Here is a 17,942-nt window from a genome sequence, read left to right as displayed (position 1 = left end):
CCAGTGACTTTTCATTCTTGAGTTACAACTCTATTTATCTTGTATGACAAGAATGATGGGGAAAAAATAACCGGATAACTGTGAGGGAGATCGGAAGTTAGTTAATTGGGGAAAGAAAAACCGTTAAAAGAAGTGCTGATATTTTTCGGGGATTTCGCGCCAGATGTGTTTATGGGCGGCGCTCAGCAGGATATGGCGCATGCATTTTCGTGCGGAATCAACCTGTTTAAGGCGGATCGCTTCCAGCAAATCTCGGTGTTGTTGCACGGCTTCCTGCGTCAGTTGCAGGTCATCTTCGAGGGTTTGTTTAAACGATAACAGCATTGCCGCAGACAGTGCGTTACCGACCGACGCCAGAAACGGGTTATGGCACGATTGCAGCACGGCGGTGTGAAATGCCAGATCGCCGCGTTCGAATTCACTGGCTGAATTGTTTTTCTGGCCGGACTGCATGGTCGTCAGGGCATCTTCAATGGCAGCAAGGTCATGACCGGTGGCATTGAGCGCAGCCATGGCTGCCACATCGGGTTCAAAAATCAGGCGTGTGAGCATCAGTTGTTCCACCAGTTCTGATTCGATACCGACATCTTCCAGCCACGACAGCACCTCGGCATCGAGAAAACTCCACTGCTCGCGGGGTGTGACGATACTGCGCCGCTTAGCCTGGATCAGTAACATGCCTTTTGCCCCGAGTACCTGAAGCGCATTCCGCACCGAGGTTCGAGATGCCTCATACTGCTGCGCCAGCTCATTTTCGCCTGGGATCGGTAACCCGACGGCCAGCTCACCGCGAATAATGCGCAGGGCTAAATCGCGGGTAATGGACTCTGAAACAGAAGCAGTGAGTTTGTTCATGACGATCTCGGGGATAGGGGGCCGGTGATGGCGGTAATCGTAACATTTAAATGGGTTTGTTCCAGCAAGACCTTGGGTTGATACCCAAACTGGCCTTAAGGTCAAAATCAAGACCTTGGGTTGCCACCCAAACTGGCCCTAAGGTCAAAACCTTGGGCTTGCCGCCCAAACTGGCCCAAAGGGCGCGTAAGCGCGCGCCCTCTGGACACCCGCGCTTTTTTAACTGCGCGCTGCCGCTCGCTGGCACTGTTTCAGCCACTCCGGCTGGTGCCGCAAACGCCGCCGCTACGCGGTACTTTCGTCTCGGGTTCGAACCAGCTCGAAAACAGACTCTCGCCGTTTCTCACCGCTCGCTCAACGTCGTTTTGAAAGCGGCCAGAGGCTCATAGTTCGCAACCTTGCCCTGTCATTTATTTTTCAAAAACTAAAAAAACACTCGATATTTTTAATGGTGAGATGGCGCGCTCAAAATCCAGCTGAACGGAGCGGCTTCGAGACCTATGGCTCGAAGACCGAGTGAAGGCAGCACGAAGTGCCTGGATTTGCGTCACACGAGAAAGTACCAGAACATGTCCATCGTCCCAGCGGTAGCGCGGAGTAAAAAAGACGCGGAGATTCAAAAGAGGGCTCGTCATAGCCCTCTTTTGTCGGTTTCGGCGCGAGCCGCTGAGCGATCACCGCACATGAAAAACCGAAATCTTCTCGATCCATTGTCAGCCCCTCAATGCAATTGAAAAACCGAAATCTTCTCGATCCATTGTCAGCCCCTCAATGCAATTGAGAAACTGAAATCTTCTCGGTCTGCCGCTCACGGCGAGTGAAAACTAATCATGATCCCACCGGCTGAGGATACAACCCCTTCCGTTTCCACTTCACGTCAGCAACAGAAAGTCCGGTGTGGATTTTCCCCTGTAGCAGCAGGTTGAATTTCGCGCCGCTGGCCCGCGTCAGGCGGCTTTGCAGGATATACACCGCTTCACTGCCCAGTTCACGACAGGGCAGTAAAAGAGAAGTGAAATTCATCGGCGATACGGTTTTCAGCTCATGCTCGAAATCCATACTGACCAGAGAAATATCTTCCGGCACCCTGATGCCCTGCGCCGTCAGCGCCTCCAGCGTGGCGTGCGCAATCGGTGTGCTGCCGCAGATAATGGCTGAAGGCAGCGATCCCCGCGTGTGCTCCTTCAGATACGTTTCAAAGCTTTCCCGCGCCTGCTCTTTTCCATTGCCATGATTAATCAGCAGATGCGTAGCTTCATCGAAAATAATGTGGTGATCCAGACAGGCGCGTTTAAAGCCATCTAACCTTTGCATCATGGTTTCACGCCGCAAATCGGTGAACAGCAAAACCGGACGGTGGCCTTTCAGAAACAAAAAATTCGCAGCGCTGTAACCGATGGAATAGTGGTCAGCTGACACACAATCGAGGCGCATTTCCCGGTCTTTGGCGTTGATCATCACCACCGGTTTATTCGATTCTGCCGCCAGCCGGTAGAGCATGACATCATCAATGCCGATGATAATGATCCCGTCTACATCGGGCTGATTAATTACCTGCATAAAAACGGCGATATCCGGGTCATTCACCTCAAGTGCGCATTTACGGATATGAATATCGAACCGCGCAACTTCCGCCGTTATTTCCTGGATAGCTTCGTAATAATAGAGATCTTCATGCGGGGAAAATGCCGCAGGCGGCGCACAGATTAACAGCGTGTTCATTAACAAACGGCTGGCGGGAATGTCACGCAAAATACCCATTGTTCTTGCATGGGTAAATACTTTTTCTTTTGCCTGCGGGCTGACATTCGCTTTGCCTGCAAGCACACGGGAAACGGTACTCGGAGAAAGCCCGGTTAACTCGGCTATTTGCCTGATTTTTAATTTTCCCGTCATTTTGTGATCAGTGCCTCATTGAGCGATGAACTTATTGCCACGGTTAACTGGTTGTAATTAATGAGCTATTCACCATCATAGCAAATAACAAATAGCGCACTGCAATTCCTGTCACAAATAGCAGTTGTTGGAAAAAAAAGACATTACTACTCTCCTGAATAACAACGTCAGAGAAAATAAATCGTATTTGCCAGCCCTGAATTATTAATGAATTCAGCAAGGTGACGGCCGCCCTTCGGTTTTTATCGGGAGTAGGATAATGCTTAAAATAGCGATTATTGGAACGGGTAATATTTCACATAACCATATTCAGGGATATTTGCAGTTTGCCGGGCGCTGCCAGATTGTTGCCCTGGTGGATATTTATCCCGAAAAGGCGGAAGAGAAAAAACGCCATTACGGGCTGGACGGCGCGAAGGTTTATGCCAGCCATCAGGATATTCTCAATGACCCTGACATTGATGTTTTTGATGTCTGCACACCGCCGTATGTCCATGCCGAAATCTCTGTTGATGCGCTGAATGCCGGTAAACATGTGCTCTGTGAAAAACCGATGGCGGCGTCATTGCAGGAATGCGATGCGATGATCGCGGCTGCACAGAAAAGCGGGAAGACGCTTTCCGTTATTGCACAAAATCGCTTTACCGACGCCTTCTGGCGGCTAAAACAGGTCCTGAGTTCCGGTGAAACCGGCAAAGTCTGCCACGCGCAGGTGGATTCTTTCTGGTGGCGCGGCCATTCCTACTACGATTTGTGGTGGCGCGGAACCTGGGAAAAAGAGGCCGGTGGCTGCACGCTCAACCACGCCGTTCACCATATCGACGCCATTCAGTGGATGCTGGGTTTCCCGTCTGAAGTGGTTTCGATGATCACCAATGCCGCACACGATAACGCCGAAGTGGAGGATCTCTCCGCTGCCATTTTCAGATACGACTCCGGGGCGCTGACCCAGCTTACCGCGTCTGTCGTACATCATGGCGAAGATCAGAAGATCGTTATTCAGGGTGAAAAAGCACGGATTTCTGCGCCCTGGGATAAATATGCCAGCATTTCTGCCCCCAACGGTTTCCCGATAGAAGCGCGCGATACGCAGCGCGAAAGCCGCCTCGAAGATATTTATCAGTCCATTCCCAAGCTCACCTATACCCTGCATACCGGCCAGATCGACAATTTCCTGAGCGCGCTGGAAACCGGCAATACGCCGCTGATTGACGGCCTGCAAGGTAAACGCTCGCTTGAGCTTATCGCCGCGATTTATAAATCCGCCATCACGCGCAGCATCGTCACGTTGCCGATTGCGCCGTCGGATCCGTTCTATCAAACCGGTGGCCTGGTTTCACTGGCTCCGCACTTTTATGAGAAATCCGCATCGGTGGAAAACTTCGCCAATGAAGATGCAATCCCTCTGGGGAAAAACATGGATAAAGGAGCCTGAACATGAGCAATAAAGACGGTATGAATTACGCGCCGGTGGGCAAACCCCGGCCAGTCGTGAATGCGGGCGAATTCGTGATCGCCGCTGCTGCGCTGGATCACGGCCATATATACGGCATGTGCAACGGCCTTATCGAAGCGGGTGCCAGCCTGAAGTGGGTTTACGATCCGGATCCGGCGAAAGTGGCGAAATTCGTCAGCCAGTATCCGCAGGTGGCGGTCGCTGAGTCACTGAACGTCATCCTTGAGGATAACGAAGTACAGCTGGTGGCCGGGGCGGGCATTCCTTCTGAACGCTGCGCGCTTGGGCTGAAAGTGATGGACGCCGGAAAGGATTATTTTACCGACAAAGCGCCACTCACCACGCTGGAACAGCTGGCGGCAGCAAAAGAAAAAGCGGCGAAAACCGGACGTAAATACGCCGTGTATTACAGCGAGCGTCTGCATGTGGAAAGCGCGGTGTTTGCCGGGCAACTGGTGCAGGAAGGGGCGATTGGCCGCGTGGTTCAGACTCTCGGCACCGGCCCGCACCGCGAGGGCGAAGGCCGCCCGGACTGGTTTTACGAAAGGGAAAAATTTGGTGGGATCCTGTGCGACATCGGCAGCCACCAGATTGAGCAATTTCTGTTTTACACCGGCAACCGCGATGCCCGCGTGGTTGCGGCGCAGGCGCTGAATTTCAATCATCCGCACTACCCGGATTTTGAAGATTTTGGCGATACGATGCTGGAAGGTGAAAACGGTGCGCGCGGGTATTTCCGTTGTGACTGGTTTACGCCGGAAGGGCTGAGCACCTGGGGGGACGGGCGTCTTACGCTGCTCGGCACCGAAGGGTATATCGAAGTGCGTAAATATGTCGATATCACACGCGGTGAGCAGGACGTGGTGTATCTGGTGAATCAGGCCGGTGAATTCCGTTATCCGGTATCGGGCCAGGTCGGCTTCCCGTTTTTCGGGCAACTGATCCTCGATTGCCTGAACCGCACCGAAAACGCCATGACGCAGGCGCATGCGTTTAAAGCCGCCGAGCTTTGCGTGCGGGCGCAACTGCTGGCAAACAAACTGCGCTGAAACGGAGGTGTCATGAAAATGATTAATGCCGCCGTCATCGGCTGCGGGGCTATACATTCCTGCCATGTGGCGGCGATAGAACAGGGCCCTGCGTGCACGCTGCGGGCGATTGCTGAAAGTGATGTCGAAAAGGGAAGCGCGCTGGCGCAGCAGTATGGTTGTGATTTTTATGCCGATTACCACGAAATGTTGCGTGACCCGCAGATTGATGTTGTGCATATCTGTCTGCCGCATCATCTGCATCAGGAAGCGATTCTCGCCGCGCTGGCGGCGGGAAAACATGTGTTCACCGAAAAACCGGTAGCGCTGAACTCCGGTGAAGTGAAAGTGATTAAACAGGCGGTGGCACAGTCAGCAGGGCTGTTGGGCGTGTGTTATCAGAACCGCCTGAACCCTTCCAGCCAGAAGATTAAAGCGCTGCTCGAAAGCGGGCAATTCGGCAAGATGCTAAGCATAAAAGCCGTGCTGACGTGGTCGCGCAGCGGTGCCTATTACACCGAAAGCCCGTGGCGCGGGCGTTTCGAAACAGAAGGCGGGAGCCTGCTGATCAATCAGGCCATCCACACGCTGGATCTCATGCACTGGTTTGGCGGCGGCGTGCTGGCGGTAAAAGGCGTGGTGGACAGCAGTTTTCTCAGTGATATCACCGAAAATGAAGATACCGCGATGGCCAGTTTTAAACTCGGCAACGGCGCGCGCGGGCTGTTTTATGCGACCAACTGCCACAGCACGGATTCTCCGCTGCTGCTGGAAATACATTGTGAAAAAGGGCTGTTGCAGTTGCATCACAATGCGTTGTGGCTTATCGAAGGGGAACGTAAAACGCTGCTGGTCAGCGATGACAATCCGACGGGCGCGGCCAAAAGCTACTGGGGCGATAGCCATCGCCAGGCTATTTTCAATTTCTATTACGCTATTCACCATCCTGAATATAAAAATTATTCCTCTCTTTATGAGGCCGGAATCTCTCTGATTATCGTCGGGGCAATTTATCGCTCCTCACAATTAAGAAAATGGATAACGCTTACCGATTAAATCATTTTAATAATAACCCTACCTATACAGGATAATAAAAATGAAACCAACTGAACGCAGAGTCGGTTACGGCACCGCTATTGGTTATGGTGTGACAGACTTATTTGGTGGCGGTGCATTTGCCGTTATTGGTACCTGGCTATTATTCTTCTATACCACTTATTGCGGCTTATCTGTTTTCGAAGCCGGTTCTATTTTTGCCATCGCCCGCGTCATTGATGCAATATTAAGCCCGATTATGGGGTACATTACCGACAACTTTGGCAATACCTGGCTGGGTAAAAAATTTGGTCGTCGCCGTTTTTTCCTGCTGATCAGCGCTCCTCTGATGTTTCTGTATGCGCTTATCTGGGTGACGGACATGAGCTACTGGTATTACCTCGGCACTTATCTTTCAATCGAGCTATTATCGGCGATGGTGCTGGTTCCGTGGGAAACGTTATCTTCTGAAATGACCAACCGCTTCAGTGAACGCACCCGGCTTTCGGGCGTGCGCATGATTTGTTCCCAGTTCGGTGGGTTGCTGGCCGTGTCAATTCCGGGGGTGATTATGCAGTTCACCGGCAAGGATAATTCGCTGACTTATACCTACACCGGCCTGATTTTTGCCTGTATTTTCTGTGTTGCGGTGTTCACCACCTGGATGTGTACCTGGGAGGCGAAAGATGTGCGCGAAGAGTTTGAACCCTAGCCTCTTACCGGACGCCACGGAGGGCTTTGGCATCATTTAAAAAGTCTGGTTCTCGATCTCTTTTCATCCTTTAAAATCCGTATGTTCCGCCAGCATATTATTATCTATATCTTTTCCTTTACCGCACTGGATGTCTTTGGGGCGGTATTTACTTATTACGTCGTCTATGGATTACATCAGGATGCGGTATCGGTTTCCGGGTATTTGAGCGTTGCGGCTTTAGTTTCTGTCCCCTCAACATTTGTTTTTATGATGTTGCTGGAAAAACTCAATATGTCACCGTCTGCCGCGCTTCGTCTCTCTTATGGGATTATTTTTTGCGTGCTGGCATTCTTATTTTACGTCTACGTCACAGAAATGGCCGTTTCCATGCTGTTGTTCTCGGCGATATTCGCCATATTCGGTTTCGCCCGTTCAGGCCTTTATTATATTCCGTGGAATATCTACAGTTTTATTCCTGATGTTGATGAGATCGTCACTAAAAAACGCCGCGAAGGGATCTTTGCCGGCGTGATGGTGCTGACCCGTAAAAGCACGGTCGCACTGGCGATCATGCTGATCGGTGTCGTATTGCAGGAAAGCGGTTTTGTTAAAGGGCAGGGAATGCAACCCGTCAGCGCGCTGCATGCAATTATCGGGTTGATGATTTTCGCCACAGGAATATTACTGGCGGTCAGTTTCTATATGACTTTCAAATTTAAATTGACGCGCGAAACCCACAAAAAACTGATCCAGGAAGTCGCACGTTTGAAACTGGGCGGTGATCTTGAAGATTGCACACCAGAGAGCCAGAAGGTGATTAAAGATCTGACCGGCTACGACTACAAAGATGTCTGGGGCGGGAGTGCGACGCGTAAAACCATCCGGGGAGAATTGCCGGCAAGTTCAGGCGACGTGGTCGGGTTGTAAGGTGTGAGCAGCCGTTGCTGCTCACATACCGATAGCTTTATTGCCTTTGCAGTTCGGTATAGCTCACCGCCCACGCCCTGACGGCATCACAAAACACTTTCAGCGCAGGCGGCTGATGGCGGTTTACCGGATAATAAAGGCACACCTGGCTCATGCGGGGGCTCCATTCAGGTAAAAGTGCGATCAGGCGTCCGCTTTTGAGATGCGACTGGACCAGATAGTCGGGCACCCAGGCAATACCGATACCGGCGAGGGCGCTGTCAACCATCAGATTAGTATTCCCCAGTGTCATCGGGCCATCCACGTTCATTGTCGTACTTTGACCACGGTGCTCAAAATCCCAGTGATAAAGGGCACCGCTGGCAAAGCGAAAGCGTATGCATTGGTGGTTTTTCAGGTCTTCGGGGGATTTTGGTTTGCCATTTCTTTCAAGGTAATCAGGTGATGCAACGGCAGAAAAACGCATTTCGGCACCAAAAGGAATGGCGATCATGTCCAGCGGGACGTCTTCATACAGACGGATCCCTGCGTTAAAGCCGTCCGCGACAATATCGACATATCGTGTATCGACAACAAACTCGATATGGATATCGGGATACGTTTTAAGAAAATCCGGCAAAAAATGCTGAATCAGCGGTCTGGCTCCCGATTCGGCAGAGCTTATCCGCAGCGTACCTGATGGCCTGACCCGCGATGACATCAGCTCATCGACCGCCTGCTCAAGGTCATTTACCGCAGGCACAGCCCGGCGAAAAAGCTGTTCTCCTGCGTCCGTCAGGGCAACGGATCGCGTGGTACGGATGAAAAGCTGAACGCCTATCCGCTCTTCAAGTTTACGAATTGAGTGGCTCAGGGCTGAAGTTGAAACCCCCAGTTCCCGTGCCGCAGCACTGAAATTAAGCTGCTCGGCGACGACAATAAAAACACTCAGTTCCGGTAAGGCTATCCGCGGCATCGGTTGAAATCCTGCAAAATGGGAATCATTCAGATCTGATAGTTTACCATTATTGAAAAATTCTCAATACAACAGGATTTATGCCGATGATTGTACGGTAATTTTAATTAATCATGTTCCCCGCCGGGCGTGGTCTGGTTTCCTTCCCCCAGCGCACGTTGCATAAACACCGTGTCCAGCCAGCGCCCGTGTTTGAAACCAACGGAATGCATTGTACCTTTCATCTGGAAACCGGCAGCAAGATGCAGACTGATTGACGCGCTGTTTTCACTGTCGCCGATGTTTCCGACCAGTTGCCGGAAGCCATTCGTTTCGGCCCAGTCGATAGCGCGGCGAAGCAGCGCTTTGCCTGCTCCGCGTTTCTGAAAGCCGGGATCAATGTAGATGGAATCTTCCAGTGTATACCGGTACGCAAAGCGTTCGCGATAGCGGCCAAGATAGCAATAGCCCTTTACCTCTCCTTCATGCAATACCACCAGCCAGAGCAGACCGGCATCTTTAATTTTTTTAAGACGTGCTGACATCTCATCTTCACCGGGGGGCTGCGTTTCAAAAGAGGCTGTGCCATGCAAAACGTGGTATGCATAAATCCGCTGTATCGCAGGGATATGTTGTTCATCCGCTTCAATAATTTCCATTATTTCTGTTCCGTGAGACATTTCGCTATAGCCTACTCTTTCCGAAAAGTAGCAGGGAGGGCAAACTGTTTATTACCGGTATAAGGAAAACTTTGAGATGCCCAGCCTTAATCTTGATCATCTGGCCACCTTTAAACGGGTCGCCAGCAGGAAGAGTTTTTCCGCCGCTGCCGATACGCTCGGGCTTTCGCAACCTGCGGTCAGCCTGCAAATCCGGCAGCTTGAGCAAACCTTGCAGGCGCGTTTGGTTGAGAGAACCGGGCGAGGTATCCGGCTGACTGCCGCCGGGAAAACGCTGTTATCACATATCAGCAATATTGATCAGGCCGTCAGCATGGCGGTGAATTCTGTTGCGGCGACGGCACATGAAATCAGCGGAACCGTCACATTAGGCACTGGCGCGACGGCGTGCATTCACCTGCTGCCACCTGTTTTAGAACAATTACGCCATGAACATCCGCTCCTGACGGTGCGCGTCATAACGGGAAATACGCAGGATATTCTGCGCGCCGTCGAGGATAACCGCGTGGATATTGGTCTGGTCACGCTGCCCGTGGTGGCGAAAAATCTGCACATCAGCCCGGTGACTGAAGATGAGTTCAGGGTCATTACTAAAGGCGGCGCTAATGCGTCAGGCAGGGCGCTGACCGCCACAGAGCTCCCGGTGTTGCCGCTGATTGTGTTTGAATCCGGCAGCGGAACCCGCGCACTTATCGACGGCTGGTTTCACTCGCAGGGCATTGCATCGCAGCCGGTCATGGAACTCGGCAGCATCGAGGCAATTAAAAGGATGGTACAGGCGGGCCTCGGTTACAGCATCGTGCCGGGGATTGCCGTGGCGTCTCAGGGAGACAGCATCGGGCTGAGCGTGGCCGGAATGGAGCCTAAACTGTGCCGCACATTGGGCACTGTGATGCACCCGAATAAGGTTTTAACCAAAGGAATGCGCGAAGTGCTGACGTTAATTGGCGCGTAGCCTCGCGGCATCACCGGTGGTTTCAGGGTTATGCTTTTTTCTTCTTATTGATGCTTTTTTCGTTTTTTAAGCCGCTGCCTTTACCCTGTTATAGTCAGCTTCACTTTGGATTAGGGCTTATTTTTTAAGGAAAAAACGTGAAACTGACAATGTCTCATTTTCGGACGGGCGCTTTCGTATTACTCGCAGGATTGTTGCTGGCCGGTTGTGATCAAAAAGGCAGCGATGCGAAACACATCAAGGTCGGTGTGATTAACGGCGCGGAGCAGGATATCGCCGAAGTCGCCAAAAAAGTCGCAAAAGAGAAATACGGGCTGGATGTCGAGCTGGTCGGGTTCAGCGGTTCATTGTTGCCGAACGACGCCACGCAGCACGGCGAGCTGGATGCCAACGTTTTCCAGCATCGCCCTTTCCTCGAACAGGATAATAAAGCCCATGGCTATCATCTGGTTGCGGTGGGAAATACGTTTGTTTTCCCGATGGCCGGTTATTCGAAAAAAATCAAAACGGTCGATCAATTGAAAGACGGCGCAACGGTGGCGATCCCCAACGATCCGACCAATCTTGGCCGCGCGCTTTTACTGCTGCAAAAAGAAAAACTGATCACTCTGAAAGAGGGGAAAGGTTTGTTGCCGACGGCACCGGATATCGTTGAGAACCCGCATCATCTGAACATTATGGAGCTGGAAGGTGCGCAGTTACCGCGTGTGCTTGATGACCCGAAAGTCGATGTGGCGATCATCAGCACCACTTACATTCAGCAAACCGGATTATCGCCGGTGCATGACAGCGTATTTATCGAAGATAAAAACTCGCCGTACGTGAACATTCTGGTCACACGGGAAGACAATAAAGATGCGGAAAACGTGAAAGAATTTCTGAAATCTTATCAGTCGCCGGAAGTGGCAAAAGCCGCGGAGAAAATCTTCAACGGTGGCGCGGTTCCGGGCTGGTAACAGGCTTTAACGGGATGAATAAAATTTGACGCTTTTGCCTGACAGCATGTCACCAGGCAAAAGCGTTTTTACTTTAAGGTCTTATAAAATTTACGACTTATGCTGTTTCGCAAACTCGTCTTTGGCTTTCTGCAATTGCTGCTGGAAAGCGGTATTGGTGTGCAACGTGGCGACGACCGCCGAGCCGACAATACGCGCCGCATCGACATCGCTCTGCCAGTGATATCCGCAAATCACGCGGCTCTGGCCTAAATCGAAACCGCGCTGAAGGATTTGATCCTGACGTTGCGGGTTAATTTCCGTCAACACCAGCGCCGTCGCCCAGCCGATGGAGGTGTGACCCGACGGATAAGATCCATTCTTAGACAGCTTATCCTGCTCGGTCGTGTTGCACGTCGGTACGCCGTAGAACGCGAACGGACGAATGCGCATGTACTTCTCTTTCGCCGAACGGGTGGCGAGATCGCCCGCATCTTCAATCATATTGGTCAGCAGCTTATGCAGCTCCGGCGTATCTTTCGCCGTAATCGGTGAACCAAACGCCGTAGAGAATGCATTCGCAACGCCGCCCGCGCTCAGGTTGGCATCTTCAGCCGCCAGCTTGCCGCGTTCCGTCGAGCGCAGAAGACGCCCTTGTTCGTACATCGCCTGATCGTTGAGAAACGCAATGCTGCCCACGGCCGGTGGTGGCGGAAGCAGCGCCAGGCTATTGATTGCCTGGTCATTTTTCAGATAGTACAAGTCTGGTTTGGTGGTCGCATCGTTGCCGGTCAGGGCAAAGGCATTGACAGAGAAAAGTCCCGCGAGACAGAAAGTAGCCACAATTTTCATGAAAGTTTCCTTACAGACAGCTGAATTTTCATTACGAACTCATTTTCGTAACATTTATTAACATGTGTAAGTAAAACAAATTTTCCATCAAAAAAAATGTGCGAGGTCTCAAAATTGGGAATTTGTGGGTATGAGGGATTGGGTAAAAACCGAGGAAGTTTGTTGAATAAATCTGCATCTAAATCAAGCCTATAGTTATCCTGTTCGTCAGAAATAGTTCTCAATTTTTAAACATTGAACCACACCGGTTGGGAACTAAATTGAGTGATTATATTTGTCAAAGTTAATGGTTGAAGTTGTTAAATTCTATTCCGAATAGTAATTACTATTTAAAAATTAATTAATAAGAAAACATAACTAATATTCATCTTGTTGTTTTGTATGGGGAATGAATATTTTCAGGATTTATGGCTCCTTTTAAAGAACATATCTATGGGGTATAGTTCTTTCCACGGAATATCCGCATTACTTGTTTGCTGCCTCTCCGTTTAAATAAATAAATCGCGTCAATTTACTCTCTGAAATATGAGTAAATTATTTTAATTATTAAGTCTAAATAATAGTCTGTGTTATAAGGAAATATACATATGTCTTTCAAGAAAAGTTTAATCGTTTTAGGTTTATCTGCACTGGCTTTCTCTTCTGTCAGCATGGCTGAAGATGTACCAGCAACCCCAAGCTTTGGCGTTTCAAGCGGTACCGTTGATTTCGTGGGCAACATCGTTAACACCCCATGTGCAATCACTGCAACCAATCAGAACCTGAAAGTCAATTTGGGTAATGTAAAAGCATCTGAGTTTGCTGCTGGGAAAGGCAGTGTTGGCGATCAGGCTGCTGTCCCGTTCACTATCGTACTGAGCAACTGTACTGTTTTACCAGACCCGTATAAAGCAACCGTTACTTTCGGTGGCCTGGGTGCTGATACAGGTAAAACGGCTTTAGCCGTTAATGCGGGCCAGGATACTTCCGGCCAGCCAGTTGCTACAGGTGTTGGTATTCAGATCGTTGATAACTCAACGACCAACCCAGTGGTGCTGGATACAGCTGGTAGCGCTGTTGCGATTACTCAAACAGAAATGCATCTGAACTACGGTGCTAAATATATTTCTGTTGCTGACACCGTCACTGCCGGTGTTGCTAATGGCCACGCTGACTTTACTGTTTCCTATGAGTAATTAATCAGTTTTCTGATTAGTTAAATGAATTATGCCGCAGAGCTGTTCAAACGCAGTGCTGCGGCCTTTCAACTCATTAACTTCTTAACGAGTATTTAAAGGTTTTATTAATGAAAAAGCTCACTCTTCTTTCAGTATTATTTTCCATGTTAACCTGCTCAGGGGCAATGGCTGCCGAAACAGGCGGTATCGCTGTAGGGGCTACGCGTGTTGTTTATAATGCTGACAGCAGGGAAGCCTCACTCGCTGTTATTAACCACAGCGGCGCACAGTATTATTTAATCCAGGCCTGGGTTGATGACAGTAAAGGAGATAAAAAAGTTCCGTTTACCATTACGCCTCCATTATTTCGCCTGAATGCCAATAAAGAAAATATGCTGCGCATTATTAAATCCGGTGAGGGTTTACCTCTGGATCGTGAATCTGTGTATTGGGTCAACGTGAAAGCGATTCCCCCAGCGCCAGAAGGTGAAGGGCAAAATACCCTACAACTGGCAGTGAAAACGCGCATAAAACTGTTCTATCGCCCGATAGGTCTGCCGGGTAATTCAGCTGAAACGCCGAAAAAGCTTGAATGGCATCAGCAAGGAAACGATCTGGTTGTGAAAAACCCGACGGCTTACTCGGCATCATTTAACGATCTCAGCGTCGATGGTAAGGCTATTAAAGATGCCACGTATGTACTTCCGCAAAGTGAAGTGCATTACAAAATAGATACGGCGCATGCCAGTAAAGTGTCTTACCGATGCATTAATGATTTTGGTGGTTTAACAGAAGAAATTTCTGGTTCTGTCAATTAATAAATTCTGTTTTACATGCGAAGCTGGTAAAAATAATGTTCTCAGAAAATAAGCATAATTTAATTAATGCCGGAAAGTCACGCTCATTTTCTGAAGTGGCATCACCCCATTATTTTAAAATTAAACTATTGGCTCTGCTGATCGGCTATTCCGGGCTGAGCTTTGCCGATCCGGGTTTTAACCCGGCGTTGCTGGAAAACTCAGAATCAGGTGAAGTCTCTGACCTGTCCGTATTTACGAAAGGAAATAACCAGGCACCCGGAAAATATACCGTTGATATATTTGTTAATAATGACCCGGTTGACCATAAAGAAGTCATTTTTTATGCCGACAAGGACAATATTAATCCTGAAGGCAGCGGGCTTATCCCTTGTCTGACGTTGGAGCAATTAAAACAGTATGGCGTTAAACTGGAAGCTATACCTGAATTAGCCGCGCTGGCTAAAAAGGCCAGTGAGCAAAAAGCATCACAAGATCCGGCTGCGGCCACGCAAAGTGAAAATTCTGTCTCAGCGGCAGATGAATGTATTAATTTTATCAAGATAATTCCTTCATCCTCAGCGGCATTTGAATTTGATAAACAAGCATTGAATCTCAGTTTTCCTCAGGCGGTGATCGCTCAGTCTGCACGTGGTTACGTTGACCCTGCGCTGTGGGATGAAGGTATCAATGCTTTATTGATGGATTACAACTTCACGGGTTCTAATAACACCAGCAAATACGGTGGATCGGATAAGTCACACGACGACAGCTATTACCTGAGCTTGCGTAATGGCATTAACTTCGGGCCGTGGCGTCTGCGCAATTATTCAACCATGAACGACAACAACGGCAGCCGCGAGTGGCAGAACATTAATACCTACTTGCAGCGCAGTATTATTCCGTTGAAATCGCAGCTCACCCTAGGCGACGGTAACTCCGGCAGCGACGTTTTTGACAGTGCCCAATATCGTGGTGCGCAGATGGCTTCTGACGATCAAATGTTGCCGGACAGCCAGCAGGGGTTTGCCCCTGTCGTGCGCGGGATTGCAAAAACCAATGCCCAGGTCACGATCAAACAAAATGGCTACACCATCTATCAGGGCTATGTTTCACCGGGCGCGTTTGAGATTAACGATCTCTACGCCAGCGGTGACAGCGGCGATCTGGATATTACCGTTAAAGAAGAAGATGGCAGTCAGCAGCACTATATTCAGCCTTATTCCGCGGTGCCAATTTTGCAGCGTGAAGGGCATCTGAAATACAGCCTGACGGCGGGTCAGTATCGCGGCAGTTACGGTAGTGGTGATAAACCGAATTTTGCTCAGTTCACGTTAATCCGGGGTTTCTCACACGGATATACGCTCTATGGCGGTTCGCAGAGCAGCAAAGACTATATGTCTGCAGCGCTGGGGGTGGGTAAAAATTTAGGCGATTTTGGCGCTGTGTCTGTAGACGTGACACAGGCGAAAACAGACATGCCTGATAGCCAAACCTCCAAAGGGCAATCCTACCGTTTCCTTTACGCAAAATCTTTTGTCGATAGCGGAACAGACTTCCGTTTGCTGGGCTATCGCTATTCGACCAGTGGATTTTATTCCCTGCAGGAAGCTGTGGATATGAATAATCAGGATACCGATGACACTGACTATAACCGCAGCCACCATAAACGCAGTCAGGTCCAGGGATCTGTCACCCAAACGATGCCCGAAAATTGGGGATCGTTCTATTTATCACTCAGCCTGCAAGATTACTGGGGTGTGAGCGGCAAAGAAAAATCCCTGCAAGCTGGTTACAATAACAGCTGGAACGGTATCAGTTACAGCATATCGGCCACCCAAACCAGTAACCCTAATGAACCGACTGACAAACTGATTTCATTCAATATCTCGGTTCCTTTAGACCGGTTCATGAAAAGTGCGTATGCCACTTACGGCGTAAACCGCGACAACAACGGCCATGTGACCCAGCAGGCCGGGCTCAGCGGTCAGGCCATGGGAGAGAGACTGGATTACAGCGTCAACGGGAATACCGGAAATCAGGGCGACACCACGGGCGGCAACGGCAGCCTTAATTATCGCGGTGATCACGGTAACAGCAACGTGGGCTACAGCTATACGCAAGATTCACAGCGCTGGAACTACGGGATATCCGGTGGGGTGATTGCCCACGCGAATGGCGTAACGCTTTCTCAGCCCCTGGGGGAAACCATGGTACTGGTCGCCGCACCGGGTGCGAATGACGTGACTACCACCAACGACAGTACCGTGGGCACCGATTCGCGGGGCTACGCAGTATTACCTTATGTCACCCCTTATCGCCGGACCAGCGTTGGGCTTGATACCACCACGATGGGCAGCACCATTGATATCAGCGATAACATCAAAGATGTGATCCCCACGCGTGGGGCTATCGTGCGGGCAAAATTTAATACTCACGTCGGTTACCGGGCATTAATGACGCTGGTGCGTTCTGAGGGCAAACCTGTGCCCTTCGGCGCAACGGTTGTTCTCAAAGCGAGTGAGTCTGAAGTGGATAACACCGCAATTGTCGGTGACGGTGGCGAAGTTTACCTCAGCGGTTTACCTGAATCAGGGAAGCTAATCGCCTCTTGGGGTAAGCAAGAAAACCAAAAATGTATGGTGACCTACAAGCTGAATATCACCCAACAAGAGAATGCCTTAATGACCCTGCAAGCGAAATGCCTGCCAGTGGCTGGAGTGAAATAAAGAACATGGCCAAATTAAAGTATGGAATAGCCGCGATAATCAGTGCGCTAGCTATTTTATTTATGCAGGCAACATATGCAGGGACATGCTCAATTCCCCCGGTACATATATCCGGAGTGATAACTCTTCATATTACAAAATACGGCATGAACTACCCTTTAGTCAGAGACGATTATAAGTTTTCAACGGGGATTACCCGTCTCACGTGTCCAGATGGCGTGGCAATTAATGACTTACGTATTACCGGGTCTAAATCGCTATCAAAATCAGCAGATATTCAAGGTAATGAAGCATGGGTTTTACCTTCTACAGGAGAGCAACAACCTCAATTTGCCATTGAGCCATCCATGCGAACGACCAGTAGCCCTGATTTTGTCTATGCGGATAATGTTTACCATGCCGGAACGTTTTCAGGTTATGTAGATGTTGCCGCAAATATAGATTTGGTGACATTGGCCGACGCCTTTCTTCATAAGGATGGGAGTAGCATGACATTTAGTGTTCCTGATCCTGTCATGTATATGAGTGTTCAAGGTGATAATTTTAGTACAGATTACCCTCTGGCATATTTAGATAATTTATCAGTCAATTATATTGAAACCTCGTGTGGTATCAAATCAAAGCAAGGTTCAGTGATTAACTGGCCTGCTTTATATAAATCAGACATTGTTAATGGAACGGCGGAATCAAAACCTTATAGCTTGGCATTAATTTGTGGTGATGAGTCAGCGCCACCCTTACCGATCGATATTAGCTTCAGCGCCTCTAATGGTGTTGCCGATGCAGCTAATGGTATTGTGAGAACCAATCTTCAAAATTTGGGTTTGAAACTCTCGTGGGCCAATCCGGCATTACCTCCGCTGGTATTGGGTCAGGTTAATCACAGTACGCTGGCAGGTGTCGGAGATTATTCTGTTCTGGCACAACCGGTTAAAATAGGCAGTTCGGCGGGTACTATACAGGCTGGCCAGTTTGATACTACCGTTACCATGAATATAGAGTTTCAGTAGAT

The 17,942-nt window shown here is 49.6% G+C and carries 14 protein-coding genes and 1 pseudogene; 10 read left to right on the top strand and 5 right to left on the bottom strand.

The features are described from left to right. Positions 1 to 123: 123 nt before the first annotated feature. Together CWS43_RS06965 and CWS43_RS06960 are read right to left on the bottom strand one after the other, a co-directional pair. Positions 124 to 855, bottom strand: a complete 732-nt coding sequence (locus CWS43_RS06965; RefSeq protein WP_101076186.1) for a FadR/GntR family transcriptional regulator — start codon at positions 853 to 855, stop codon at positions 124 to 126. Between the two features lie 828 nt (positions 856 to 1,683). Beyond that, complete coding sequence (locus CWS43_RS06960) at positions 1,684 to 2,751, bottom strand: LacI family DNA-binding transcriptional regulator (RefSeq protein ID WP_101076185.1); 1,068 nt, start codon at positions 2,749 to 2,751, stop codon at positions 1,684 to 1,686. Between the two features lie 259 nt (positions 2,752 to 3,010). Between CWS43_RS06960 and CWS43_RS06955 the strand changes: the two genes are divergently transcribed. The 4 genes and pseudogenes from CWS43_RS06955 to CWS43_RS06940 all read left to right on the top strand — a co-directional run bounded on the left by CWS43_RS06955 (position 3,011) and on the right by CWS43_RS06940 (position 7,891). Beyond that, the gene (locus tag CWS43_RS06955) at positions 3,011 to 4,186 is read left to right on the top strand and encodes a Gfo/Idh/MocA family protein (protein ID WP_101076184.1); all 1,176 of its coding nucleotides are present in this window, start codon (positions 3,011 to 3,013) and stop codon (positions 4,184 to 4,186) included. Positions 4,187 to 4,188: 2 nt separating this feature from the next. Beyond that, entirely contained in the window at positions 4,189 to 5,256 is a 1,068-nt protein-coding gene (locus CWS43_RS06950) for a Gfo/Idh/MocA family protein (protein WP_101076183.1), read from the top strand. Positions 5,257 to 5,268: 12 nt separating this feature from the next. Next, positions 5,269 to 6,291, top strand: a complete 1,023-nt coding sequence (locus CWS43_RS06945; RefSeq protein ID WP_101076182.1) for a Gfo/Idh/MocA family protein — start codon at positions 5,269 to 5,271, stop codon at positions 6,289 to 6,291. 40 nt (positions 6,292 to 6,331) lie between these two features. Then, a pseudogene (locus CWS43_RS06940) lies at positions 6,332 to 7,891 on the top strand (MFS transporter). 37 nt (positions 7,892 to 7,928) lie between these two features. Here the strand turns inward: CWS43_RS06940 and CWS43_RS06935 are convergent. Beyond that, a complete protein-coding gene (locus CWS43_RS06935; protein ID WP_101076181.1) occupies positions 7,929 to 8,846 on the bottom strand; it encodes a LysR family transcriptional regulator in 918 nt (305 codons plus the stop codon). A 107-nt stretch (positions 8,847 to 8,953) separates the two neighbouring features. Then, on the bottom strand, positions 8,954 to 9,484 hold the full coding sequence (locus CWS43_RS06930) for a GNAT family N-acetyltransferase (protein ID WP_101076180.1): 531 nt from the start codon (positions 9,482 to 9,484) through the stop codon (positions 8,954 to 8,956). Between the two features lie 97 nt (positions 9,485 to 9,581). Between CWS43_RS06930 and CWS43_RS06925 the strand changes: the two genes are divergently transcribed. Both CWS43_RS06925 and nlpA read left to right on the top strand, forming a co-directional pair. Then, positions 9,582 to 10,460, top strand: a complete 879-nt coding sequence (locus CWS43_RS06925) for a LysR family transcriptional regulator (protein ID WP_101076179.1) — start codon at positions 9,582 to 9,584, stop codon at positions 10,458 to 10,460. A gap of 137 nt (positions 10,461 to 10,597) precedes the next feature. Further along, positions 10,598 to 11,416, top strand: coding sequence for a lipoprotein NlpA (nlpA, locus tag CWS43_RS06920; RefSeq protein ID WP_101076178.1), 819 nt, complete (start codon positions 10,598 to 10,600; stop codon positions 11,414 to 11,416). A gap of 90 nt (positions 11,417 to 11,506) precedes the next feature. Here the strand turns inward: nlpA and phoC are convergent, their stop codons facing one another. Next, positions 11,507 to 12,247 carry an acid phosphatase PhoC gene (phoC, locus tag CWS43_RS06915; RefSeq protein WP_101076177.1) on the bottom strand — a complete coding sequence of 247 codons (741 nt, stop codon included), beginning with the start codon at positions 12,245 to 12,247 and terminating at the stop codon, positions 11,507 to 11,509. 587 nt (positions 12,248 to 12,834) lie between these two features. Between phoC and CWS43_RS06910 the strand changes: the two genes are divergently transcribed. From CWS43_RS06910 to CWS43_RS06895, 4 genes are all read left to right on the top strand, one after another. Next, complete coding sequence (locus tag CWS43_RS06910; RefSeq protein WP_101076176.1) at positions 12,835 to 13,422, top strand: fimbrial protein; 588 nt, start codon at positions 12,835 to 12,837, stop codon at positions 13,420 to 13,422. Between the two features lie 110 nt (positions 13,423 to 13,532). Further along, a complete protein-coding gene (locus CWS43_RS06905; RefSeq protein ID WP_101076175.1) occupies positions 13,533 to 14,222 on the top strand; it encodes a molecular chaperone in 690 nt (229 codons plus the stop codon). 128 nt (positions 14,223 to 14,350) lie between these two features. Further along, positions 14,351 to 16,930 carry a fimbria/pilus outer membrane usher protein gene (locus CWS43_RS06900; protein WP_232776716.1) on the top strand — a complete coding sequence of 860 codons (2,580 nt, stop codon included), beginning with the start codon at positions 14,351 to 14,353 and terminating at the stop codon, positions 16,928 to 16,930. After that, the gene (locus CWS43_RS06895) at positions 16,837 to 17,940 is read left to right on the top strand and encodes a fimbrial protein (protein WP_101076173.1); all 1,104 of its coding nucleotides are present in this window, start codon (positions 16,837 to 16,839) and stop codon (positions 17,938 to 17,940) included. Before CWS43_RS06900 ends, CWS43_RS06895 begins: the two co-directional genes overlap by 94 nt. Positions 17,941 to 17,942 lie beyond the last annotated feature (2 nt).

The organism is Rahnella sp. AA, assembly GCF_002834385.1.
In the GTDB taxonomy this organism is placed as follows: domain Bacteria; phylum Pseudomonadota; class Gammaproteobacteria; order Enterobacterales; family Enterobacteriaceae; genus Rahnella.
The sequence above is the reverse complement of the archived record's forward strand: the minus strand, read 5'-3'. Positions and strand labels throughout refer to the sequence as shown.

What these genes read in the sequence shown, in the direction of transcription:
- CWS43_RS06905 (WP_101076175.1), top strand. Translation starts at nt 13,533, where the DNA reads ATGAAAAAGCTCACTCTTCTTTCAGTATTATTTTCCATGTTAACCTGC.
- CWS43_RS06930 (WP_101076180.1), bottom strand. Translation starts at nt 9,484, where the DNA reads ATGGAAATTATTGAAGCGGATGAACAACATATCCCTGCGATACAGCGG.
- phoC (WP_101076177.1), bottom strand. Translation starts at nt 12,247, where the DNA reads ATGAAAATTGTGGCTACTTTCTGTCTCGCGGGACTTTTCTCTGTCAAT.
- CWS43_RS06910 (WP_101076176.1), top strand. Translation starts at nt 12,835, where the DNA reads ATGTCTTTCAAGAAAAGTTTAATCGTTTTAGGTTTATCTGCACTGGCT.
- CWS43_RS06960 (WP_101076185.1), bottom strand. Translation starts at nt 2,751, where the DNA reads ATGACGGGAAAATTAAAAATCAGGCAAATAGCCGAGTTAACCGGGCTT.
- CWS43_RS06955 (WP_101076184.1), top strand. Translation starts at nt 3,011, where the DNA reads ATGCTTAAAATAGCGATTATTGGAACGGGTAATATTTCACATAACCAT.
- CWS43_RS06925 (WP_101076179.1), top strand. Translation starts at nt 9,582, where the DNA reads ATGCCCAGCCTTAATCTTGATCATCTGGCCACCTTTAAACGGGTCGCC.
- CWS43_RS06950 (WP_101076183.1), top strand. Translation starts at nt 4,189, where the DNA reads ATGAGCAATAAAGACGGTATGAATTACGCGCCGGTGGGCAAACCCCGG.
- CWS43_RS06945 (WP_101076182.1), top strand. Translation starts at nt 5,269, where the DNA reads ATGAAAATGATTAATGCCGCCGTCATCGGCTGCGGGGCTATACATTCC.
- CWS43_RS06965 (WP_101076186.1), bottom strand. Translation starts at nt 855, where the DNA reads ATGAACAAACTCACTGCTTCTGTTTCAGAGTCCATTACCCGCGATTTA.
- CWS43_RS06935 (WP_101076181.1), bottom strand. Translation starts at nt 8,846, where the DNA reads ATGCCGCGGATAGCCTTACCGGAACTGAGTGTTTTTATTGTCGTCGCC.
- CWS43_RS06895 (WP_101076173.1), top strand. Translation starts at nt 16,837, where the DNA reads ATGTATGGTGACCTACAAGCTGAATATCACCCAACAAGAGAATGCCTT.